Raw genomic sequence first — 23,025 nt, 5'->3', positions numbered from 1 at the left:
TTATCTTTCGTTTTCTTTCTTTTGGTTAATATACCGAAGAATTGATGTACGAATTGATTTTTATATCGCCAAAACAGTAAGTTAGCGACAGGGGCGTTGTCGCGAACCTCTACAGCTTCGGTGCATGCTCACAATCCTGAGATTTTTGTTTTACTTTCTATTCCTTTCGTTTTAGGATTCTTCGACCAGCTCAAAGGAGTGTTGATGAATACCTTCGAACGCAGAAACAAAATAATCGAAATGGTGAACCGCACCGGCAGCGTGCTGGTGAACGATATCTCCGCCAGGCTGGGAGTGACGGAAGTGACCGTCAGGGCCGATTTGCGACTGCTGGAAGAACGCGGGCTGCTCAGCCGTTTTCATGGCGGTGCCGCGCGCAAAGAAGGTTCGGCTCCAGCCGAAACCACAGTGGAAACCCGCGAGATCAGCCTGACCGATCGCTACCAGCTGGCTGCCGATCCGAAACGGCGTATCGCCATTGAGGCAGCAAAGCTGGTGCGGGAAGGAGATACCGTGATCCTCGACAGCGGCAGCACCACTAAACTGCTGGCTGAAGAACTGGTGGCGATGAGCAGCATTACGGTGATCACCAACAGCCTGCCCGCGGCGAATATTCTTTTTGAAAATAAAGACATCACCCTGGTAATCTGCGGCGGCACCCTGCGGCATAAAACCGTTTCGCTACACGGTAATATTGCCGAATACGCGCTGCGTGACGTGTCGGCCAACCTGATGTTTGTCGGCGCGGACGGACTGGATGATGAGAACGGCATCACTACCTTTAACGAAGGCTATGCCATCAGCGGCGTAATGGCTGCAGCGGCGCAGCAGGTGATCGTGCTGACCGACTCGACGAAGTTTGGCCGTAAGGGCTACAACATCGTGCTGCCGGTGGAGAAAATCGATACCGTTATCAGCGACCGCGAAGCACCGGAAGACACGGTTAACAGCCTGAAGAAAAAAGGTAAGAAGGTGATTCTGGTTTAGCTTCTGGCCGACTAAAGAAATTGATTGGGGTGCCGAACAGGTAGCTTAAAAATGACTGCGGTCGGCAGGATAGATGTATGAGCAGTTCACTGCCGTACAGGCAGCTTAGAAACGTTGCTGTGATAGTGACGGCGCTGTTGAGTAGTTTACTGCCGTACAGGCAGTTTAGTCTCCAGTCAAATCGGTGGTTGAAATGCCTGTACAAGCGCCGTGTAAATACCGATACCCGTGCCGAAACAGCTTTATCAATGATGGTATACCGGCTACTGTCGTTTCATCGTTATTTAACTAATAGCAGTCATCGCGCTTACTGCTTATTTTTCGCAGCATAAAACCAGGCTTTAAAATATTTAAGAAAGCTGTAAGAAACGGCATACACGCCGGTCACAAGTCCCACCCTTCCGTCTTTCCACGATCCGTTCAGAAAATACCATTTAAACATGGCACCAAACGCGCTTAATGCTCCCCGGCTCAATGACGGCCTGATGGTTGTATATTTCACTGCGCGAGAGGTATAAACATTCAGTTTATTAAACACCTCATGCAGGGAATAAAATGTATCGTGCCTGACGCGGCCCGCTAGTACTTGCCGCTGCACATCCCCTTCTGCCGCATCGTCAACCGGGCGATCGTTAAACTTCACGCGCTGCCGATGATAGAGCCGGACGGGAAAATCAGGAGAGGAAACCGGGTAGATTGTGCGCACCGGCTGACCCAGCACGTACCAGTAGCGAGGAAGGCAGTAAGCAACACCTTTATTATTCAAACCTTCTTCTTTGATCCTTCTGATGTCGGCGATAGTGTCGTCATTGAGAATTTCATCGCTGTCCATGCAAAGCACCCAGTCATTTTTAGCCAGCGAGACGGCATAATTCATCTGTTGTGCGTGAGTGGTGTAGACATGATAGTGGCTGGTGATGCCAAAGTTTTCGAGAATTTCCAGCGTACGATCGTTACTGCCGGAATCAATCACAATAAACTCATCGGCAACAGGAATTAAGGATTTCACTACGTCATTTAGCAGACGTTCTGAATTACAGGTAAGCAGACAAACTGACAGCATAGATCCCTCTATTGAATTAAATACACTCTTATTCCCTAAGAGCAAAAATCTTACAATCCGGGAGAAATAAAATTCAGGTGATTTTTCCCGAAAAAATACAAACGAAAAACCCGCGGAGTATAGTGGATATGTCCATTTCCTAAATTAACAAAAAATGCCGGACTGATGCGTGAAAACACTCAGCGTTTGCTATCCACGACCATTCTCACCGCTAAACCCGCCAGCACCATCCCCATCAGCCAGCGCTGTGCTCTTTGCCAGCCTGGGCGCTGGGCGAGGAATGCGGCAATCGAGCCAGCAGCAAAAATAATCAGGCCGTTGATCAGCATACTGATCGCAATCTGGGTAAAGCCCAGCGTCATCGACTGCCCGAGGACATTGCCCGACTCGGGGCGAATAAATTGAGGCAGCAGCGTGAGGTACAGCACCGCCGCTTTGGGATTCAGCAGGTTGGTCAGCAGTCCCATGGTAAACAATTTTCGCGGGCTGTCGGGCTGGAGTTCACGCACCTCAAAGGGGGATTTGCCGCCAAAAATCGCCTGCCACGCCATCCACAGCAGATAAGCGGCCCCGGCAAAACGCAGCGCGTCATACGCCAGCGGTACCGCCATCACCAGTGCGGTGATACCCAGCGCGGCACAGAGCATGTAAAACATAAAGCCCAGCGCCACGCCAGTGAGTGAGGTGAATCCCGCCCGTCGGCCCTGGCACAGCGATCGGGAGATCAGATAGATCATGTTGGGGCCGGGCGTGAGTACCATGCCGAGAGAGACGGCGGCAAACGGCAGGATCTGGCTGAGTGTCATCATGAGTTCGGGTCCTTGTATCGGCTACGTTCAGGGTTCTGCATTGGCAGGAGATCAGGTTTCGACCTCTGCGAATAGGCCTGATTTCGGCATTTCCCGGGGAGCGGGGATCGCCTTCTGCAAATAGGCCCAAGCTCGGCATCGCTCGGAGATCGGGTTTCGACCTCTGCGGCTGCCGGGCGGTCCTCGCGCCGCGCCCTGCGCGGTACCCTCGGTTCCGGCTGCGGGCCTTACGGATCGGCCTGGAGCGGGCGTCCTGCCCGCGCCAGGCCTGATGTCCGCGTCCATGCGGCCATCTCCGGCCCCGCAGCCTGCACCTCAGCGCTGCGGATTACCCGTCAGCCGCAGAGGTCGATCCCCTTCAAGCTATAGCATTGCTGCTTTAGGACAACTTTAAACACCAGACAGATAAAATCTACAGCACTGGCTGACAATTTTCGACCATCATTGACGCGAGATAAACTACCAGGAAACACGAAAGCTCAAAGCTCAAAGCTCAAAGCTCAAAGCTCAAAGCTCAAAGCTCAAAGCTCAGGCAGGCAGTTTCAACCATCACTAACGCAGGAATAAACAGTCAGGCAACACGATAGCCAAAGAGCGGGCTGGCGGCTTCTACGATCGGGCAATCCACAGCGCTGAACGCAGCGAGGAAGCCAGGATTCGCCCACACGGACGTGGGTGAAAGTCACAGCCGCGCAGGACGCGCGTCTGTGGCGGTCCGGCTGGCTGACGAGCGAAGTGAAGGCACCGCAAAGCGGCGCGAGGACCCGCCCGACGGAAGAGCCGCCAGCCTGCGTAGGCTCCGAACACAGCCAACACGGAATCAAACCGTCAGACAACACAAAGCTGAAGCACAGGCTGAAAGTTCAACCATCACCAGTTCAGGATTAATCAGTCAGGCAACACGATAGCCAAAGAGTGGGCTGGCGGCTCCTACGATCGGGCAATCCACAGCGCTGAACGCAGCGAGGAAGCCAGGATTCGCCCACACGGACGTGGGCGAAAGCCACAGCCGCGCAGGACGCGCGTCTGTGGCGGTCCGGCCGGCTGACGAACGGAGAGAAGGCACCGCAAAGCGGCGCGAGGACCCGCCCGACGGAGGAGCCGCCAGCCTGCGCAGACTCCGATCGTTTCCAAAACGGCATTAAACAGCCAGCTAAAGTGCTGGCTGGCACAGGCTCCGGGCAATCAGCCAATCACCCGCGGATCGTATCATCCCCAAACGCCACCCACTTATACGTGGTCAACGCTTCCAGCCCCATCGGTCCACGCGCGTGCAGCTTCTGCGTGCTCACCGCCACCTCGGCTCCCAGACCAAACTGGCCTCCGTCGGTAAAACGAGTGCTGGCATTCACATAGACCGCTGAAGAATCCACCTCGTTAACGAAACGATCGGCATGCTGAATGGTGCGCGTCAGAATCGCATCGGAATGCTGGGTACCGTACTCGCGAATATGAGCGATGCCCTCATCCAGATCGTCCACCAGCTTCACGTTCAAATCCAGCGCCAGCCACTCGTCGCGGTACTGCGCATCGGTCACCGCGCTGACGCTTGCCGGGCCGCTTTCCAACAGCGGCAGCGAACGCGGATCGGCGTGCAGCGTAATCCCCTCTTCGGCCATCCGTGCGCTCAGCACAGGCAGGAAACTGTCGGCAATGGCGGCATCAATCAGCAGCGTTTCCACCGAGTTACACGCGCTTGGACGCTGCTTCTTGGCGTTAACGATCACCTTCAGCGCCGCTTCCTGCTCGATGCTGCGATCGACATAGATATGGCAGACGCCGATGCCGCCGGTGATCACCGGGATGGTTGAATTCTCGCGGCACAGCTTATGTAAACCGGCCCCGCCACGAGGGATCAGCATATCCACGTAGCGATCCAGCTTCAGCAGCTGGTTTACCAGCTCGCGATCGGGGCTTTCAATCGCCTGAACTGCGCCCGCAGGCAGGCCGTGCTGCTGCAGAGCATTCTGGATCACCCGCACGGTAGCGGCGTTGGTACGATAGGTTTCTTTGCCGCCGCGCAGGATCACCGCGTTACCGGTTTTCAGGCACAGGCTGGCAACGTCAACGGTGACGTTCGGGCGCGCTTCATAAATCACGCCCACCACGCCGAGCGGCACGCGGCGGCGCTCAATGCGCAGACCGCTGTCCAGCTTGCCGCCGTCAATCACCACGCCAACCGGATCGGCCAAATGACAAACCTGGCGTACATCGTCGGCAATGCCTTTCAGGCGCGCCTGATTCAGCATCAGGCGGTCCAGCAGCGCGGCGCTCATGCCGTTCTGACGTGCATCGGCCAGATCCAGTTCGTTAGCGGCCAGAATCTCCGCGCTCTGTGCTTCCAGGCTGTCGGCGATCGTCAACAGCACCTGATTTTTTTGTTCGGTAGACAGCACCGAAAGCTGATATGACGCGGCCTTGGCCGCTTTACCCATTTGCTCAAGCATTGGTATTCCTTAGCTGACAATCATATCGTCGCGGTGCACGGCAACCGGACCATATTCATAACCTAAAATATCGCCAATCTGCTGGGAGTGATGCCCTGCAATCATTCGCATGGCATCGCTGTTATAGCGCGACACGCCATGGGCGACATCGCGCCCCTGCAGGCTGCGAATGCGGATCACTTCACCACGGGAGAAGTTGCCGCTAATCTCGCGAATCCCCTTCGGCAGCAGCGAACTACCGCGCTCCAGAATGGCGGCAAGCGCACCGTCATCCACCACCAGCTCACCGGCTGGCGGCGCACCAAAGATCCAGCGCTTGCGGTTCTCCAGCGGGGTGGCAAAGGCATGAAAGCGCGTGCCAACCGGCGTTGCGGCGATCACATCGCCGATCACACCCGGACGGCTGCCTGCGGCAATGATGGTGTCGATGCCCGCGCGGCAGGCCACATCCGCCGCCTGCAGTTTGGTCGTCATGCCGCCGGTGCCCAGACCGGAAACGCTGTCTCCGGCCAGCGCACGCAGCGCGTCATCAATCGCATGAACGTCGCTAATCAGCTCCGCTTCCGGATTATTGCGCGGATCGGCGGTAAACAGGCCCTGCTGATCGGTCAGCAGCAGCAGCTTATCGGCACCGGCCAGAATCGCCGCCAGCGCCGACAGGTTGTCGTTATCGCCCACTTTGATTTCGGCGGTAGCCACCGCGTCGTTTTCGTTAATCACCGGGACGATATGGTTATCGAGCAGCGCGCGCATGGTGTCGCGGGCGTTAAGAAAACGCTCACGATCTTCCAGGTCGGCACGCGTCAGCAGCATCTGACCAATATGGATGCCATAGATGGAAAACAACTGTTCCCACAGCTGGATCAGACGACTCTGCCCCACCGCAGCCAGCAGCTGCTTTGAGGCGATGGTGGGCGGCAGTTCGGGGTAGCCCAGATGTTCACGCCCGGCCGCCATCGCGCCCGAGGTAACAATAACAATCCGGTGGCCAGCCGCATGTTGCTGTGCGCACTGACGCACCAGCTCAACGATATGGGCCCGATTCAGCCGACGCGATCCGCCGGTCAGTACGCTGGTCCCCAGTTTCACCACCAGGGTCTGGCTGCTGCTCATTATTTCCTGCCGTTTTTGTCATAAAAGAGTGCAAAGAAACGTTTTAACAGGAGTCGTGCAGGAAGCCAACAGCCAGGCGGGGAAAAGCGTGAAAAAGCCCTGACCATTTGCTAGTCGAAAAGTTCGTGATTAACAAGAAATGTTTAAAACTGTAATAAAACTTTAATACAGAAAAGGTAAAACGTTCGTGCCTTAGAAGAGCCTCCGGGCCACTTAGTCCAAAGTAGTTCAGTCGAAGTCTGCCCCGCAGCCGTCTGGAGTATGAAGGGACATAAACTTTACTCTTTCGGGATTGATAGCAATGAAGAAAAGCGCACTGGCAATTTTAACCGCCGCACTGGCCCTGTCCACCGCCGCTCAGGCTGCTGAAGTTTACAATAAAGACGGCAACAAACTGGATCTGTACGGCAAAGTGAAAGGCCTGCACTACTTCAGCGACAGCGCTGGAAACAACGGCGACAAATCTTACGTTCGTCTTGGCTTCAAGGGCCAGACCCAGATTAACGACCTGATGACCGGTTACGGTCAGTGGGAATACCAGTTCAACACTAACAACACCGAAAGCACCGATGCGCAGACCGGTAACAAAACCCGTCTGGGGTTCGCCGGTCTGAAATTCGGCAGCTACGGCTCCATCGACTACGGCCGTAACTACGGCGTACTGTACGATGTGGAAGCCTGGACCGATATGTTCCCGGAATTCGGTGGTGACGGTACTGCACGTACCGATAACTTCATGACAGCGCGTACTACCGGCGTGCTGACATACCGTAACAGCAACTTCTTCGGTCTGGTTGATGGCCTGAAGTTCGCCCTGCAGTATCAGGGTAAAAACGACGCGGGCGGCGCTAACGACCGTACCAGCGTAGCGCGCCAGAACGGCGACGGTTACGGCGGTTCACTGGTTTACGCACTGGGCGACAGCGGCGTGAGCATCAGCGGTGCCTACACCTCTTCTGACCGCACCAACAACCAGCAGGCGCAGGCTTACGGCCACGGCGACAAAGCGGATTCATGGGGTACGGGCCTGAAGTACGATGCCAACAACCTGTATCTGGCGGCTATCTACTCTGAAACCCGTAACATGACGCCAATCAGCGGCACCAGCACCGTGACCGGTTCTTCCGTTAGCGGCATGGCGAACAAAACTCAGAACGTGGAACTGCTGGCGCAGTACCAGTTCGACTTCGGTCTGCGTCCGTCACTGGGCTACATCCAGACCAAAGGCAAAGATATCGAGAACGGTATCGGCGATGAAGATTTAGTGAAATACATCGATGTGGGCGCAACCTATTACTTCAACAAGAATATGAACGCCTACGTTGACTACAAAATTAACCAGCTGAAAGACGACAACAAACTGGCTCTGAACACCGACGACGTTGTTGCTGTAGGTCTGGTTTACCAGTTCTAAGATGTAAAACTGTACCACCCCTCGTTGTGTCTACTTAAAACAAAGGCTGGAATTCTCCAGCCTTTTCTTATTCTCAGAACGCATCACGCGCTCAGCTTTACCGGCTCCTCGGCGAAATCAGCCGCAGGGCGTAAATCCAGCTCCAGCTCTTTCAGCAACGCCTTCAGGCGCTCGTGGAACTTGCGTAACGTCTCTTCAAGGCGGGCATTGTTATCCTTACCCTTTACGGCTGTCGGCTTCCAGTTGCCTTGCTTGTCAAACAGACCAAAGTAGTACTCGTAGGTGAAATGGTCCGCCTGCGCTTCCAGTTCCATCCACCAGCCCCAGAATTCTCGTTCTTCCGGTGCGGGTTTGACATTGACGCAAACTGCCAGACAGTCGAAGAAAAAGCGATCGTTTTCACACTTGTTCTCACGGATGTACGGGCCTAAAGAGCCGAAACGCTTCATTAAACGGCTTTTAGGATGTCCACTCGGTAACGTCATCGTTAAACCTCCTTGGTTGGGCCTATAGTTGTAGCAAAGTCAGGGATTTTAGCAACTCATGCGCTTAACTGCCGGACCAGCCAGTCACAGATATCGTGCAGGCCGCGGTCAAAATTATTCATTGATGGCGAAGGTTTGATCGGCAGCAGCTTGCCGCTGACGGAAGAGTTGACGATCGACCGCGACTCTTCCTCCGGGCTGAACGGATCGTTCGCCCAGTAGCCGGAGAGCATCGGTACGGTGCAGCGGCGGCCCAGCAGCCCCTGCAGCTTCAGCGAGAAGCGGCTCAGTTCAATGCGCAGCGCACTGTCGGACGTGCTGGACATCCCCAGCCGGCTGGCCAGCATGTCCATATACATTTCCGGGATCCGATCCTGCAACGCAGTGTCGCTTAACAGGCTGTGAACAATCGGCCCCAGACACGCCACGGCGCGCAGACGCTGCGGTTCGAGGTAAGCCAGACGGACGGCGATGTTCGCGCCGAAGCGGAAACCGAAGACGCCGACGCGGGTATGATCGACCCATGCCACCTGCTCCAGCTGGCGCAGCACGTGCTGATGCAGGAAGCTGGAGTCATGCGTTAATTTCCATTTGGCGGAAAAGCCCACCGACGGTACGTCGAGGGTCAGCATGGCGATGCCGCGCGGCGCGAGGTAATCATGGAACAGGCGATAATGGTCGCTTTGCAGCGAGTCGAGGTTGGCACACAGCATCACCGTTGGATAGGGTGCCGATACGCCCGGCGGCATGTGCAGGAAGCCGGTGACCGGGCTGCCGTCGGGAATGTTAAACGTCAGCTCACGCAGTTCGCCCGACAGGCGACTGGTCGCTTCCTGATACGCGCGGTTCGCCAGCAGCTGTGCCTGCTCGGCCAGCTCATCCTCTTTCAGATAGGGATAACCCGCAAGGCTGTACAGATTCGCCGCGTGCAGCCAGTACTGCCCGGACAGCAGATCGTCCTCACACTCGCTGGCCTTTTGCTGCCACTGCGCGCCCTGCTTTGACCACTCATAGATCCAGTTGCCGCTGCGATAGCCAATCACCGTATCCAGCAGCCGATCGTCGGTATGCTCCACCCGGCTGACCGCAATACGTGCCAGCACTTCGCTGATTTCCTGCGGCGTCAGTCCGCGCCAGGCCCACAGCAGGCGATTGATCATGCGATACCAGCCAGCGTGGCTTTCGCCATCCAGCGTGGAGTTGATGTTTAACGGACGATGATGATGCACACGCCGCACCAGCGACGAGGTTTCAGGATGCTTAAAACGCGGTTTGAACAGTTCTTCGCTGAGGTTTTTCGGCGACATGGCAGGGAGTTCCTCCGGCATTCTGGACAGGCGTCCAGTCTATCGTAGCCGCTGCCCGCGCGCGAAGGATAAAAACAGACGCGCCCGGTAAAACCGGGCGCGCATTGAGCCATATCAATCAGTCTTTAACGATTGGCGGGATGTAGGCAACGCCCATGTCCCATGGCTGCTCAATCCAGGTATTTTGCGGGATATCGATGATGTAATCATCGACCAGCGGACGACCGGCCGGTTTGGCGAAGATAGTGACAAAATGCGCCTGCGGGTACATGTCGCGGATCGCCTGCGCGGTGCCGCCGGTGTCAACCAGGTCATCAATCACGATAAACCCTTTGCCGTCCCCTTCTGCACGCTTCAGCACTTTCATTTCACGCTGGTTGTCGTGATCGTAGCTGGAGATACAGACGGTATCAACGTGGCGAATGCCCAGCTCGCGAGCCAGCAGTGCAGCGGGGACCAGGCCACCGCGGCTGACGGCGATAATGCCCTGCCACTGTTCAACAGGAAGCAGGCGCTGTGCCAGTTTACGGGCATGAATCTGCAGCATGTCCCAGGTGACGACGTATTTTTCACTCATAAAAAGATCCCGACCAGAAACTGGCTTAAAAATGTGCAATGGGAAAGGTTGCGCGAAATTATAGAGATCTGAAGCGCTAAAAACCAGCACCAGAGGCGCCAATAACCGCTTTTTTGCCGGGGCGAAGTAAGCAGGCCCAGACAAACGGTGATACTATTTCCCCATCGCGTCAGATCCGCTGACGGGAATTGTCCAACCGAATTTAACGCACGCCTCTGCCTTAACGGCGGTCGGCGGTGCTGACACAGGAGAGTCAACGTGTCTGAATTGTCTCAATTATCCCCGCAGCCACTGTGGGATATTTTTGCCAAAATTTGTTCCATTCCCCATCCTTCCTATCATGAAGAAGCGCTGGCCAGCCACATTATGTCTTGGGCTAAAGAGCAGGGGTTCTGGCATGAACGTGACCAGGTCGGCAATATCCTGATTCGTAAACCCGCCACGCCGGGCTTTGAAAACCGCAAGCCGGTGGCCCTGCAGGCGCACCTGGATATGGTGCCGCAGAAAAACAACGACACCGTGCACGACTTCACTACAGATCCGATCCAGCCGTGGGTAGACGGTGAGTGGGTGAAAGCGCGCGGCACCACGCTGGGTGCCGATAACGGCATCGGTATGGCGTCCGCGCTGGCCGTGCTGGCGGATAACAGCGTTGAGCACGGTCCGCTGGAAGTGCTGCTGACCATGACCGAAGAAACCGGTATGGCCGGCGCATTTGGACTTCAGGCCGGCTGGCTGCAGGCCGATATCCTGATCAATACCGACTCGGAAGAGGAAGGTGAGATCTACATGGGCTGCGCGGGCGGTATCGACTTTACCAGCACCCTGGCGCTGACTCGTGAGGCGCTGCCAGCGGGCTATCATACGCTGAAGCTGACGCTGAAAGGGCTGAAAGGCGGCCACTCCGGCTGCGATATCCACATCGGTCTGGGCAACGCCAACAAGCTGCTGTCCCGCTTCCTGTTCGCCCACGCGGCGGATCTCGACCTGCGTCTGATCGACTTTACCGGCGGTACGCTGCGCAACGCAATCCCGCGTGAGGCGTTCGCGACCCTCGCGGTTGCAGCCGATAAGGTCGATCGTCTGAAATCACTGGCGGCAGGCTATCTGACCACGCTGCAAAATGAGCTGAGTCTGGTCGAGAAGAATATCGCTATCGTCACCGAAGCCGTTGAAAGCAGCGAACGGCCGCTGACTGCCGCGAGCCGAGATGCCTTTATTGCCCTGCTGAACAGCACCCCGAACGGCGTGATCCGCAACTCTGACGTGATGAAAGGCGTGGTGGAAACCTCGCTGAACGTCGGCGTGGTGAAGTTTGAGGGCGACGAAGCGGTGATTAACAGCCTGGTGCGTTCCCTGATCGACAGCGGTAAAGAGTACGTGGTGGAAATGCTGACCGCGCTCGGCCAGCTGGCGGGAGCCAAAACCCTGGCGAAGGGCAGCTACCCTGGCTGGCAGCCGGACGCGACCTCGCCGGTGATGGCGCTGGTGCGTGAAACCTACGAGAAGCTGTTTAACCGCACGCCGAATATTCAGGTGATTCACGCGGGTCTGGAATGCGGTCTGTTCAAAAAACCGTACCCGGAGATGGATATGGTGTCTATCGGTCCCACCATCACCGGCCCGCACTCGCCGGATGAGCAGGTGCATATCGCCAGCGTTGGCCTGTACTGGCAGCTGCTGACCGCGCTGCTGAAGGCGATCCCGGCGAAATAAAAGTATTTCCAGCCCGGGAATCGCCACGCTAAGCCATGCGAGTGTTCACACAGCAGGATGTATGCAAACCCTGCCTGTGTTCTCCATGGAATGCGCTATCTGATGAACGCTACCGCATAACACTGCGGCAGCGTTCTTAATCATGCCATGCCCCGCTACAACCCCAGCAGCAGCTGCCGCTCTAGCTGTGGATTCAGCAGCGTCACGTGCAGCCCCACCAGCCTGACCCCGCGCCCTCCCCGCCGCTCGTCCCAGCTTTTACGCGCCACGGCGATCAGATCGGCTTTATTCAGCTCCGGCCAGACGTGTTCCTGGGTGGTTAGCTGGAAGTCATTAAACTTCAGCTTCACGCCCTGACGGGCAATCTGGCGGTCCGGCTTAATTTTGATCAGCCGACGTTCCAGCTCCTCATACAGCCGATCGATAATTTCCAGGCATGCTTCCCAGTCGTGAATATCTTCTGACAGCGTGCGCTCCACGCCGAGGGACTTACGCTGACGCTCGGTGATCACTTCACGATCGTCAAAACCGTGGCTGCGTTCCCACAGTACCCGGCCAAACTTTCCGAAGCGCTTAAGCAGCATCGCCAGATCGCTTTTCTGCACATCGGCGCAGGTATTCAGCCCCAGCTCTTCCAGTTTGCGGGCGGTGACTTTGCCCACCCCGGGGATTTTTTCCAGCGGCAGGGAAAGCAGAAAGTCGGGCATCTCCTCGGGGGTAATGACGCACTGGCCGTTGGGTTTGTTGATATCAGAGGCGATCTTTGCAAGGAATTTAATCGGTGCCACGCCGGCTGAGGCGGTCAGATCCAGTTCCTGATGAATAACCTGGCGGATTTCGCGCGCCATTAGCGTCGCGGAGCCCTGGCAGTGGGAGCTGTCGGAAACATCAAGGTAGGCTTCGTCCAGCGACAGCGGCTCAATCAGCGAGGTATAGCGGGAAAAAATTTCACGAATATGGGCGCTGGCTTCTTTATAAGCCTCATAGCGTCCGGGGATGACTTTGAGATGGGGGCAAAGCTTTAGGGCCATAGCCGTTGGCATGGCGCTGCGCACGCCGTATTTGCGCGCCGGATAGTTGGCGGTGCTGATGACTCCACGCTCAACCCGGCTGCCGCCAATGGCGATCGGAATATCACGCAGGCTCGGATCGTCACGCATTTCCACGGCGGCAAAAAAGCAGTCCATATCCACGTGAATAATCTTACGCATAACGCCCCCCGACAACGCACTGTATAAGTATACAGTTAAATCAGGCGATATCAATAAATGTCGGTTCACCCGCAATCACGGCAGTAATAAGGTTTTTAATCTTCACTATCTTGAGAAAAAAATAGACAATGCTATGGTATCGCCGCGATAGCGGATTTGTCCTATATTGCAAGTTACAGACGCCTTTCGGCGTTGCACCCCACCCTCTTTTTCAAGGGAACAAGAATGACCAAAATCGCACTGCTGTTTGCGATGATTTTTCTGCCCGCCGTTGTCTTTGCCAGCGTACCCGACGCGGTACAGCCACTGGCTCCGGTCAGCAAAGAGTTAAAGAAACAACTGCTGGGTACGCCGGTGTATCTGCAGATCTTCAAAGAAGAGCGCACCCTTGAGCTTTACGGCAAGATCGGTAACGAATACCGCCTGCTCGACAGCTATCGCATCTGTAATTTTTCCGGTGGACTGGGGCCAAAGCGTCGCCAGGGGGACTTCAAGAGCCCGGAAGGATTTTACAACGTTGGACTTTCCCAGTTGAAGCCGGACAGCCGCTTTTATCGTGCCATCAACGTCGGCTTCCCGAACGAGTACGATCGCCAGCAGGGCTATGAAGGCAAGTATCTGATGATCCACGGCAACTGCGTGTCCATTGGCTGCTATGCCATGACCGACGCCTATATGGACGAGATTTATCATTATGTGGAAGCCGCTCTGCGCAACGGCCAGCAGCGCGTTGACGTCAGCATTTATCCGTTCCGCATGACCGAAAGCAATATGCAGCGCCACCGCTACTCGACCTATTTCAGCTTCTGGAAAGAGCTTCAGCCCGGCTATGCGCAGTTTGTGCAGACAAAACAGCCACCGTCGGTCAGCGTCAGCGGCGGTAAGTATGTGCTGAGCCGCCCGATGATGAGCGGCACAGGCGCGCCGGATTCAGCTCTCGCGCTCACCCAGACAAAATAGTACCCATTCGCCTGGGGCGATCTTGTTCCAGGTTTCGTTAGCCGTCAGCGGCTGCGTTGCAATCACCGTGACCACGTCATTCGGCGTGGTCTGCTTCTGAAAATCGATTTCCACGTCCTGATCCAGCAGCTTCGCTTTGCCAAACGGCGCACGGCGGGTGATCCAGAACAGATTGGTGGAACAGAACGCCATCAGATAGCGCCCGTCCGACAGCAGCATATTGAATACGCCCTTCTCCCTTAGCTCCCCCGCCAGCTCGGCGATATAGCGGAACACCGCAGGCCAGTTTCCCGGCGTGCGCGGATAGCGCGTGGTCAGCTTATGCAGCAGCCAGCAGAAGGCCAGTTCGCTGTCGGTCTCCCCGATCGGCCGGTAAGGCCCGGTATCCAGATTCTTGTAGCCTTTCAGCTGGCCGTTATGCGCATAGGTCCAGTTACGGCCCCACAGTTCGCGGGTGAAAGGATGCGTGTTTTCCAGCGACACTTCGCCACGGTTGGCCTGGCGTATATGCGCCACCACCGAACACGACTTGATCGGGTAATCCTGCACCAGACGCGCAATCGGCGACTGGAAGCTCGGTTGCGGATCTTTAAATGTGCGGCAGCCTTTACCCTCGTAGAAGGTAATACCCCAGCCATCTTTATGCGGACCCGTTCCGCCACCGCGCTGCACCAGCCCGGTAAAGCTAAAACAGATGTCCGTCGGGACGTTCGCGCTCATCCCGAGCAGTTCGCACATAGTGATTCCTCGTCAACAACCTTGAAACGGATAACCGTGGAGTGCCCGCCGCGCAACGTCGCAGGCGGGCAACGGCAGGGATTACTTCGCCATCTCTTTTTCGATCAGCAGGATCAGGATATGGATCACTTTGATGTGGATCTCCTGAATGCGGTCGGCAAAACCAAAGTGCGGCACGCGGATTTCCACGTCCGCCGAGCCGTCCATCTTGCCGCCGTCTTTACCGGTCAGGGTGATCACCTTCATCCCTTTGGCACGGGCAGCGTCGATCGCTTTAATCACGTTGGCAGAGTTGCCGGAAGTGGAGATCCCCAGCAGCACATCACCCGCCTGGCCTACCGCTTCAACGTAGCGGGAGAAAATGGCGTCAAAGCCAAAGTCGTTGCCCACGCAGGAGATATGGCTGACGTCAGAGATCGCAATCGCCGGATAGCCCGGACGGTTTTCACGATAGCGGCCGGTCAGCTCTTCGGCAAAGTGCATGGCATCGCAGTGCGAACCACCGTTACCGCAGGAAAGCACCTTGCCACCCGCCTTAAAGGAATCGGCCAGCAGCACGGCCGCCCGCTGAATCGCATGGATGTTAGCGTCATCGCTTAAAAACTTATTCAGCGTGTCGGCGGCTTCGTTTAGCTCGGCGCGAATGATGTCCTGGTACATAGGGAGAGATCCTTTTTAGGAATAAGTGACGGGTTAAGTTTATCAACTTGCCAGAAGGGCGTGAAGCAATCTCCCTTTCCCTCGCGCGGTTTACCCGGAAGTGCGGCGCTTTGTGAGCCAGGTTGTAATTATTATGTAAACAGATTGCATCTGAGCCAGCGCTAATCTAAACATATAACCAACAGGTCGGACCTCTTACAACTTACGGAGCGCACGTTATGATGGTTCTCAGTATTGTGGCGACAATCGTGCTGATTGGTGCCCTGTTTTATCACCGCGTCAACCTTGTGGCAGGCAGCATCGCGCTACTGGCGTGGACTGCCGTTCTTGGCCTTGTGGGACTGTGGACCTTCTGGCTGCTGGTCCCGCTGGCCATCATCCTGCTGCCGTTAAACCTGCTACCGATGCGCCAGGCTATGTTTGGCAAACCGGTGCTGCACACCTTCCGCAAGGTGATGCCGCCGATGTCGCGTACCGAAAAAGAAGCCATCGACGCCGGGACCACCTGGTGGGAAGGCGATCTGTTCCGCGGCGCGCCGGACTGGAAAAAGCTGCACAACTACCCGCAGCCGCGTCTGACCGAAGAGGAACAGGCGTTTATCAGCGGTCCGGTGGAAGAAGCCTGCCGCATGGCGAACGATTTTGAAATCACCCACGAAATGGCCGACCTGCCGCCGCAACTCTGGGCCTTCCTGAAACAGCATCGTTTCTTTGCGATGATCATTAAGAAAGAGTACGGCGGGCTGGAATTTTCCGCCTACGCGCAGGCTCAGGTTCTGCAAAAGCTGGCCGGCGTTTCCGGCATTCTGGCCATCACCGTCGGCGTGCCTAACTCCCTCGGCCCCGGCGAGCTGCTACAGCACTACGGTACCGAAGAGCAAAAAAATCACTATCTGCCCCGCCTGGCGCGCGGCGATGAGATCCCCTGCTTTGCGCTGACCAGCCCGGAAGCGGGCTCCGATGCCGGGGCGATCCCCGATACCGGCGTGGTGTGCATGGGCGACTGGCAGGGCGAGCAGGTGCTGGGCATGCGCCTGACCTGGAACAAACGCTACATCACCCTCGCCCCTGTGGCCACCGTGCTGGGGCTGGCGTTCAAACTGTCCGATCCGGATCGTCTGCTGGGCAACACCGAAGAGCTGGGCATCACCTGCGCGCTGATCCCGACCCACACCCCGGGCGTGGAAATCGGCACCCGTCATTTCCCGCTGAACGTGCCGTTCCAGAACGGTCCGACGCGCGGGAAAGACATTTTTGTACCGATTGATTTTATTATTGGCGGCCCGGCGATGGCCGGTCAGGGCTGGCGGATGCTGGTTGAGTGCCTTTCCGTCGGTCGCGGCATTACCCTGCCGTCTAACTCCACCGGCAGCCTGAAGAGCATTGCGCTGGCGATTGGTGCCTACGCCCATATCCGCCGCCAGTTCCGCCTGCCGATCGGCAAGATGGAGGGCATCGAAGAGCCGCTGGCGCGCATTGCCGGTAATGCCTATGTGATGGATGCCGCTGCGTCGCTGATTACCTACGGCATTATGCAGGGAGAAAAACCCGCCGTGCTGTCGGCGATTGTGAAATACCACTGCACCCACCGCGGCCAGCGGGCGATTATGGATGCGATGGATATCGCCGGGGGCAAAGGCATTATGCTCGGCAACAGTAACTTCCTCGCCCGTGCCTACCAGGGCGCACCGATTGCGATTACCGTTGAGGGCGCGAACATTCTGACCCGCAGCATGATCATCTTCGGCCAGGGGGCGATCCGCTGCCACCCTTACGTGCTGGAAGAGATGGAAGCCGCGCAGAATAACGACGTGGCGGCCTTTGACCGGGCGCTGTTTAAACATATCGGCCACGTCGGCAGCAATAAAATGCGCAGCCTGTGGCTGGGCCTGACCGGCGGCCTGACCAGCGCTTCGCCAACCCGCGACGCCACCCGTCGCTACTATCAGCATCTGAACCGCATCAGCGCTAACCTCGCCCTGCTGTCCGATGTTTCGATGTCGGTACTCGGCGGCAGCCTGAAGCGCCGTGAACGGATCTCGGCTCGACTGGGCGACATTCTCAGCCAGCTTTACCTCGCCTCGGCGGCGCTGAAGCGCTATGACGATGAGGGCCGTAACGAAGCCGATCTGCCGCTGGTGCACTGGGGCGTGCAGGATGCGCTGAATCAGGCCGAAACGGCGATTGACGATCTGCTGCGTAACTTCCCGAATCGTCTGGTGGCGGGCCTGCTGCGCGTGGTGATCTTCCCGACCGGCCGTCACTGCCGCGCGCCGACCGACCGCCTTGACCACCAGCTGGCGCGTATTCTGCAGCTGCCTTCTGCCACCCGCAGCCGTCTGGGCCGCGGCCAGTACCTGGCACCGAGCGAACACAACCCGGCGGGCCAGCTGGAGCAGGCCTTAACCGATGTCATGGCGGCGGAAGTCATCCACGAACGGGTGTCGAAAGAGCAGAAAAAACATCTGCCGTTCACCCGCCTGGACGTGCTGGCTGCCGAAGGCCAGCGGGCCGGCTGGTTAACTAAGGCGGAAGCCGACGTCCTGATCCGCGCCGAGGCCAGCCGTCTGCGTTCAATCAACGTCGATGAGTTTGCGGCCGATGCGCTGGCGACCCGTCCGGTGAGGGCTGAAGGCGCTGATAAGATCGCGCTGGATAAACCAACGAAGCCGGGGGAATCTGCGGCAACAGCGCCGGGTCAGTCCGGCAAGCTGGATGATTCAGCCTCGGTCACGCTGGAGAAACCCGCCGCGGTAAAGCCGCAGGGGGCGGGTAAAACCGAAGCGGCGTAGCTTCAGGTTGCCTGAGTTTGACGGCCTGACGATGCTGCCTGGCGGTTACTTTTGTTAGACCACCGGGCAGCTCAGGCAGCTCAGGCAACTCAGGCAGCTCAGGCAGCTCAGGCAGCTCAGGCAGCTCAGGCAGCTCAACCGCATCAGAAACCCACAATTAAAAAAACGCCAGCCTGTGAGGCCTGGCGTTTTTCTCGCTAATAAAGCTGGGCCACATGCGCCAGCGACGGGCAACCGGCCCATGCCATCAGCATTCAGCCATTCTGGCGAATACGCATAATCAGCGCATCGATATCCGGCACGTGGTTCGCCAGCAGGATCAGACTGCGACCAAGGGTAATCGCCTGGCGCACGCACTCCACCTGCATCGCGCGATCGTCGATATTTTTAATGTCGGCAACCTGCGACATGCCGACGGTGCGGCGGATCAGTTCGGTGCCGCAGTAACCGATGGTGTCACGCCACACCTTGCCGAGGAACTCACGCGCGTATCCCGGCGTCGCCAGCGCGCGATCGGTACTCTTCTCGGCGGCCAACGCCAGGAAGCCTTCCGCAAAGCTGTTCCACGTATCGCGCACGTCGTTCAGGCGCTGCTCGCGCGCATCGGCGGCTTCCCTTGGCACCAGTAATCCCGGCGCGGCGCAGTAGCTAATCAGCAGGTTGCCGATCGCCGTGCCGATATCAAAGCCAATCGGGCCATAGAAACCAAACTCGGCGTCAATCACCTTCAGGCGCCCTTCGGCAACAAAGATGGAACCGCTGTGAATATCCCCGTGCAGCAGCGCTTCGGCATGGCTGAAGAAACGATGCTTCAGCCCGGCAACGGCCACTTTCAGCTCTTCATCATCACGCAGGGCTTCGGCCAGGCGCTCCAGCTCGCGCGGATAGGCGTTGCGATCGTGCTGCTCGTACGGTTCGTTGAAGAACAGCTCTTCGGTGATATCGCACAGTTCCGGGTTGGTAAAACGGATCACGTCCTTTTTCTTCTGATACGGATGCTGGAAGAAATCGGAGGTATGGAACAGCGTCTGGGCCAGGTAACCGCCCAGCTGCGTCGCGGCCAGAGGATAGTTTTTCCCTTTCACCAGCTCGCCGCGCCAGATGGCGTGATCGGAGAGATCTTCCATCACCATTACCGCCAGTTCGGCGTCGTAGTGCAGGATGTTGACCGTGTGCTCCGGGCAAAATTTGCCGTGCTCAATCAGGGTTTCCGCTTCCAGCCTTGCCCGGTCCAGGGTCAGCGGCCAGGATTCCCCCACGCAGCGGACATAAGGCAGCGCCTGCTTGACGATCACCCGGCTGATGCCCTGGGTATCGAAAATCTTAAACACCAGGTTAAGATTACCATCGCCCACTTCCAGCGAATCGACCAGGCTGTCAGGATTATTCACGCCGCCAAACTGGCGAGCATATTCCACGGCATCCGCTGCGGTGAACGTACGGTATTGCGACATTACCCTAACCCCCATAAGACAAATTCGTTTTAATAAGCCGTTCAGACGTCTATACATCCATCAGACATGTTGGCACAATGTGTCGCATTAAAGCAACCAGGATTTCACTTATGCAGACACTCAGTACCACCAGCCTTCAGATCCGCGACGGTCAACTGTGGATCCTCGACCAGCAGGCCCTGCCGCAGAAAAAAATCTGGTGCCCGACGCCGGATGTTGCCAGCCTGGTGGAACATATCAAAACGCTGCGGGTGCGCGGTGCGCCGCTGATCGGGCTGTCCGCGAGTTTGCTGCTGGCGCTGCTGGCGGAACAGGGAATGCCGCGTCCGGCGCTGACGGAGGCGCTGGAAACCCTGCGCGCTTCGCGCCCGACGGCGGTTAACCTGATGAACAACCTCGATCGCATGAAGTTAGTGCTGGCGCAGGACAACTATGCCACCGCGCTGACCGACGAGGCGCTGCGCCTGGTGGCGGAAGATAAAACCCTGTGTGACAACATCGCCGAAGCGGGCAGCGCGCTGATCGTTCCCGGCAGCCGCCTGCTGACCCACTGCAATACCGGCGGGCTGGCGACCGCCGGCGTCGGTACCGCGCTGGGGGTCATCGCCCGCGGCTGGCAGCAGGGAAAAGTCACCAGCGTGTGGGTCGATGAAACCCGTCCGTTATTGCAGGGCGGGCGCTTAACGGCGTGGGAGCTGGGTGAACTCGGCGTTCCTTATCATCTGATCTGCGATTCGATGGCCGCCAGCCTGATGGCGCAGGGCAAAGTCGATGCGATTTGGGTCGGCGCGGACCGCATTGCCGCCAACGGCGACGTCGCCAATAAGATCGGCACCTACAGCCTTGCGGTGCTGGCGCAGTACCACAACGTGCCGTTCTACGTGGCCGCGCCGCACACCACGCTGGATCGCCACTGCCCGGACGGCGGCGCTATCCCAATCGAGCAGCGCGCGGCCAGCGAAGTGACCGGCGTGGCGGGCAGCTTCGGCGACGTAACCTGGGCACCGGAAGGCGCGCAGGTTTACAACCCGGCGTTTGACGTTACGCCAGCGTCATTAATCAGCGGATGGGTTCTGGATACCGGCGTGGTCACCCCGGAGCAGGTGACTGCGGGCATTTTTCAGCCCCGCGAATGACGGAGTGAATCAGCGGGTCGGAAAATGATCCGCTGTACCGTGAATGTCATTGCCCCTTTCGCACGGATCGCTCTAAGGCTCTGGCTGACGGTCGCTTCTCGTCAATAAAGGTCTTTCGAAGTCAACGGAGTGTGCAGTGCGGGGTACGAGGTAAAGAGAACGGGGAGGCTGAAGCAGCAACCCCGTTATGTAAATTAAGGCAGGCGCGGGTAGGCGTCAGCGATAGTGTCGCCGGTGAAATTGGCGATCCAGCCTTCCTGATTGTCGAAAATACGGATCGCGGTGAAGTGCGGCGCGGAACCCATATCAAACCAGTGCGCGGTGCCTTCTGGCACTGAGATCAGATCGTTCTTCTCGCACAGGATCTGATAGATGTGCCCGTCCAGATGCAGGCAGAACAGACCGGCACCCTCAACGAAGAAGCGAACTTCATCTTCAGCGTGGGTGTGCTCCGAGAGGAATTTAGTGCGCAGCACGTCTTTCTGCGGGTTATCCGCACGCATGCTGATCACATCCCAGCTCTGATAGCCTTTCTCGGCCACCAGGCGATCGATCGCGTGCTGATAGGCGTTGATCACCGTCGCGGCATCCGGGTTTTCCCCCAGATCGCGGTCGGCTTCCCAGCGCTCAAAGCGCACGTCTTTGGATTTCAGCTTTTCGGCGATTTCCGCCGCATCGGTACTGTGCCAGACCTGGGTGGCCGCATCGGTATCGGTAAAAATAGTCAGTGCACTCATGAATTCAACAGCTCCTGGTTAATCTGATCGAAACCTGAAACCTGGCGATGGCTGCTCTCGGCATCCGCCTCGCCACGTATTAACTGAAGGGTATTCCAGCCCGCTTCCCGTGCGGCGTCCAGCTCCTGGTGGATATCGGATAAAAACAGCAGTTCCGCCGCGGGCAGCGCAATCTGCTCCGCGATGTTGCGGTAGGAATTCACTTCACGCTTGGCACCGACGTGAGTATCGAAGTAACCGCTGAACAGATCAGTGATATCACCCGCATCGCTGTAGCCAAATAACAATTTCTGCGCTGCTACTGAGCCAGATGAATATACATACAGTGCGATGCCCTGCTGCTGCCACTGTTGCAGCGCAGGCAGCACGTCGGCGTACAGATGGCCGGTAAAGCTACCGTTCAGATAGCCGTCGCGCCAGATCATGCCCTGCAGCGCCTTCAGCGCGGTAGACTTACGATCTTCATCCATAAAGCCGTACAGCACCTCAATCAACTCCTGCGCCGTGGCATCCGGACGATTCACCTCAGTGCGAAGATCGGCCAGCGCCTGAGCCACCGCAGGCTGCTGCTCGTTGCCTTTGATAAAGGCAGGCAGGTTTTCACGAGCGTAGGGGAAAAGCACGTTATGAACGAAGCGAATATCGCTGGTGGTGCCTTCAATATCGGTAACAATAGCGCGGATCATTGGCTCTCCAGAACGCGGCGTTGCAGTTCACACTGGAAGAGAAATTCCAGTCCTTCAAGATGGCGGCGCGCCTCGTTAACGTCTTTGCCCCAGCAGGTCAGCCCATGGCCGCGCAGCAGAAAACCGTAGCGCAGCGGATTCTGTGCAGCAAACTGCTCGATGCGCTTCGCCAGACCATCAATATCCTGATCGTTATCAAACAACGCAATCGGCACGCAGTCCAGATGGCTGTGCTGGCCCGCCAGCGTTTTCTGCATCTCATAACCCTGCAGCTCCAGCGCAGCGCCTTTCTCCACGCGCGAAAGCACGGTTGAGTTGACGGTGTGGGTATGCAGTACCGCACCCGCTTCCGGGAACAGGCGATAAATCAGCGTATGCAGGCCGGTTTCCGCTGAGGGTTTGCGCCCGGAGGGCACGCGATTGCTGGCAATTTCCACCTGGATAAAGTCATCGCGAGTCAGGCTGCCTTTGTCTTTACCGGATTCACTCAGCAGGCAGAACGCCGCGTCCTGGCGGATGGACATGTTGCCGCCGGTGGCCGGAGCCCAGCCGCGTTCACCAATCCAGTGACAGGCGCTAACCAGCTGATCCAATTGTGAGGTCTGGGTCATCTCTTTTTTTATTCCTCTGGGACTATTTATTCAGGACTTGATTTTAGCCGTCTAAGCGTCTCGATTGCCAAATAGTATCACCGTGATATATTGGCAGCAACACAGGACACAACATCATAAAA

19 protein-coding genes and 1 pseudogene are annotated in these 23,025 nt (G+C 57.3%); 6 read left to right on the top strand and 14 right to left on the bottom strand.

Translation table 11 applies throughout. The annotated features are described in order from the left end of the window. The first annotated feature begins 204 nt into the window (after positions 1-204). Complete coding sequence (locus EC836_RS17705; protein ID WP_123335546.1) at positions 205-987, top strand: DeoR/GlpR family DNA-binding transcription regulator; 783 nt, start codon at positions 205-207, stop codon at positions 985-987. A 307-nt stretch (positions 988-1,294) separates the two neighbouring features. Here EC836_RS17705 and EC836_RS17700 read toward each other — a convergent pair whose 3' ends face one another. From EC836_RS17700 to proB, 4 genes are all read right to left on the bottom strand, one after another. Next, positions 1,295-2,050, bottom strand: a complete 756-nt coding sequence (locus tag EC836_RS17700; protein ID WP_123335544.1) for a glycosyltransferase family 2 protein — start codon at positions 2,048-2,050, stop codon at positions 1,295-1,297. 179 nt (positions 2,051-2,229) lie between these two features. After that, a complete protein-coding gene (locus EC836_RS17695; RefSeq protein WP_123335542.1) occupies positions 2,230-2,859 on the bottom strand; it encodes a LysE family translocator in 630 nt (209 codons plus the stop codon). Between the two features lie 1,193 nt (positions 2,860-4,052). Continuing rightward, entirely contained in the window at positions 4,053-5,306 is a 1,254-nt protein-coding gene (gene proA, locus EC836_RS17690) for a glutamate-5-semialdehyde dehydrogenase (RefSeq protein WP_123335540.1), read from the bottom strand. A gap of 9 nt (positions 5,307-5,315) precedes the next feature. Continuing rightward, positions 5,316-6,419 carry a glutamate 5-kinase gene (gene proB / locus EC836_RS17685; RefSeq protein ID WP_123335538.1) on the bottom strand — a complete coding sequence of 368 codons (1,104 nt, stop codon included), beginning with the start codon at positions 6,417-6,419 and terminating at the stop codon, positions 5,316-5,318. A gap of 301 nt (positions 6,420-6,720) precedes the next feature. On the opposite strand from proB, the gene ompC reads away from it, so the two are divergent. Next, positions 6,721-7,833 (top strand): porin OmpC, encoded by a 1,113-nt coding sequence (gene ompC / locus EC836_RS17680; protein WP_123335536.1) that lies wholly within the window; start codon positions 6,721-6,723, stop codon positions 7,831-7,833. An 83-nt stretch (positions 7,834-7,916) separates the two neighbouring features. On the opposite strand, the gene crl is transcribed toward ompC, so the two are convergent. From crl to gpt, 3 genes are all read right to left on the bottom strand, one after another. Further along, positions 7,917-8,318 carry a sigma factor-binding protein Crl gene (gene crl / locus EC836_RS17675; protein WP_123335534.1) on the bottom strand — a complete coding sequence of 134 codons (402 nt, stop codon included), beginning with the start codon at positions 8,316-8,318 and terminating at the stop codon, positions 7,917-7,919. Between the two features lie 56 nt (positions 8,319-8,374). Next, the gene (gene frsA, locus EC836_RS17670; protein ID WP_123335532.1) at positions 8,375-9,625 is read right to left on the bottom strand and encodes an esterase FrsA; all 1,251 of its coding nucleotides are present in this window, start codon (positions 9,623-9,625) and stop codon (positions 8,375-8,377) included. Positions 9,626-9,743: 118 nt separating this feature from the next. Continuing rightward, complete coding sequence (gpt, locus tag EC836_RS17665; protein ID WP_123335530.1) at positions 9,744-10,202, bottom strand: xanthine phosphoribosyltransferase; 459 nt, start codon at positions 10,200-10,202, stop codon at positions 9,744-9,746. A 258-nt stretch (positions 10,203-10,460) separates the two neighbouring features. Between gpt and pepD the strand changes: the two genes are divergently transcribed. Continuing rightward, positions 10,461-11,918: a beta-Ala-His dipeptidase gene (gene pepD / locus EC836_RS17660; RefSeq protein ID WP_123335528.1), complete on the top strand. Its 1,458-nt coding sequence runs from the start codon at positions 10,461-10,463 to the stop codon at positions 11,916-11,918. Between the two features lie 155 nt (positions 11,919-12,073). Here the strand turns inward: pepD and dinB are convergent, their stop codons facing one another. Next, positions 12,074-13,129, bottom strand: a complete 1,056-nt coding sequence (gene dinB, locus EC836_RS17655; RefSeq protein WP_123335526.1) for a DNA polymerase IV — start codon at positions 13,127-13,129, stop codon at positions 12,074-12,076. Between the two features lie 225 nt (positions 13,130-13,354). On the opposite strand from dinB, the gene dpaA reads away from it, so the two are divergent. Continuing rightward, positions 13,355-14,089, top strand: a complete 735-nt coding sequence (dpaA, locus tag EC836_RS17650; protein ID WP_123335524.1) for a peptidoglycan meso-diaminopimelic acid protein amidase — start codon at positions 13,355-13,357, stop codon at positions 14,087-14,089. Here dpaA and EC836_RS17645 read toward each other — a convergent pair. Together EC836_RS17645 and lpcA are read right to left on the bottom strand one after the other, a co-directional pair. Further along, positions 14,060-14,827, bottom strand: a complete 768-nt coding sequence (locus tag EC836_RS17645; RefSeq protein ID WP_123335522.1) for a class II glutamine amidotransferase — start codon at positions 14,825-14,827, stop codon at positions 14,060-14,062. The genes dpaA and EC836_RS17645 overlap by 30 nt on opposite strands. A gap of 81 nt (positions 14,828-14,908) precedes the next feature. Then, positions 14,909-15,487 (bottom strand): D-sedoheptulose 7-phosphate isomerase, encoded by a 579-nt coding sequence (gene lpcA / locus EC836_RS17640; RefSeq protein ID WP_123335520.1) that lies wholly within the window; start codon positions 15,485-15,487, stop codon positions 14,909-14,911. Between the two features lie 218 nt (positions 15,488-15,705). On the opposite strand from lpcA, the pseudogene fadE reads away from it, so the two are divergent. Next, a pseudogene (gene fadE / locus EC836_RS17635) lies at positions 15,706-18,114 on the top strand (acyl-CoA dehydrogenase FadE); the annotation flags it as partial. 419 nt (positions 18,115-18,533) lie between these two features. Here fadE and mtnK read toward each other — a convergent pair. Beyond that, the gene (gene mtnK / locus EC836_RS17625) at positions 18,534-19,733 is read right to left on the bottom strand and encodes an S-methyl-5-thioribose kinase (protein WP_123335514.1); all 1,200 of its coding nucleotides are present in this window, start codon (positions 19,731-19,733) and stop codon (positions 18,534-18,536) included. A gap of 110 nt (positions 19,734-19,843) precedes the next feature. Here mtnK and mtnA point away from each other — a divergent pair, with 110 nt between their 5' ends. Beyond that, on the top strand, positions 19,844-20,869 hold the full coding sequence (mtnA, locus tag EC836_RS17620; protein WP_123335512.1) for an S-methyl-5-thioribose-1-phosphate isomerase: 1,026 nt from the start codon (positions 19,844-19,846) through the stop codon (positions 20,867-20,869). Positions 20,870-21,063: 194 nt separating this feature from the next. Here the strand turns inward: mtnA and EC836_RS17615 are convergent, their stop codons facing one another. From EC836_RS17615 to EC836_RS17605, 3 genes are read right to left on the bottom strand one after another with little or no spacing between them, the layout of a single operon-like run. Continuing rightward, entirely contained in the window at positions 21,064-21,606 is a 543-nt protein-coding gene (locus EC836_RS17615) for an acireductone dioxygenase (RefSeq protein ID WP_123335510.1), read from the bottom strand. Further along, complete coding sequence (gene mtnC / locus EC836_RS17610; protein WP_123335508.1) at positions 21,603-22,292, bottom strand: acireductone synthase; 690 nt, start codon at positions 22,290-22,292, stop codon at positions 21,603-21,605. Before mtnC ends, EC836_RS17615 begins: the two co-directional genes overlap by 4 nt. After that, on the bottom strand, positions 22,289-22,903 hold the full coding sequence (locus tag EC836_RS17605; RefSeq protein WP_123335505.1) for a methylthioribulose 1-phosphate dehydratase: 615 nt from the start codon (positions 22,901-22,903) through the stop codon (positions 22,289-22,291). The genes mtnC and EC836_RS17605 overlap by 4 nt, the downstream gene beginning before the upstream one ends. Positions 22,904-23,025 lie beyond the last annotated feature (122 nt).

Source organism: Erwinia sp. JUb26, from assembly GCF_003751505.1.
Classification (GTDB): Bacteria; Pseudomonadota; Gammaproteobacteria; order Enterobacterales; family Enterobacteriaceae; genus Erwinia.
This window is presented reverse-complemented; position numbering and strand designations above follow the sequence as displayed.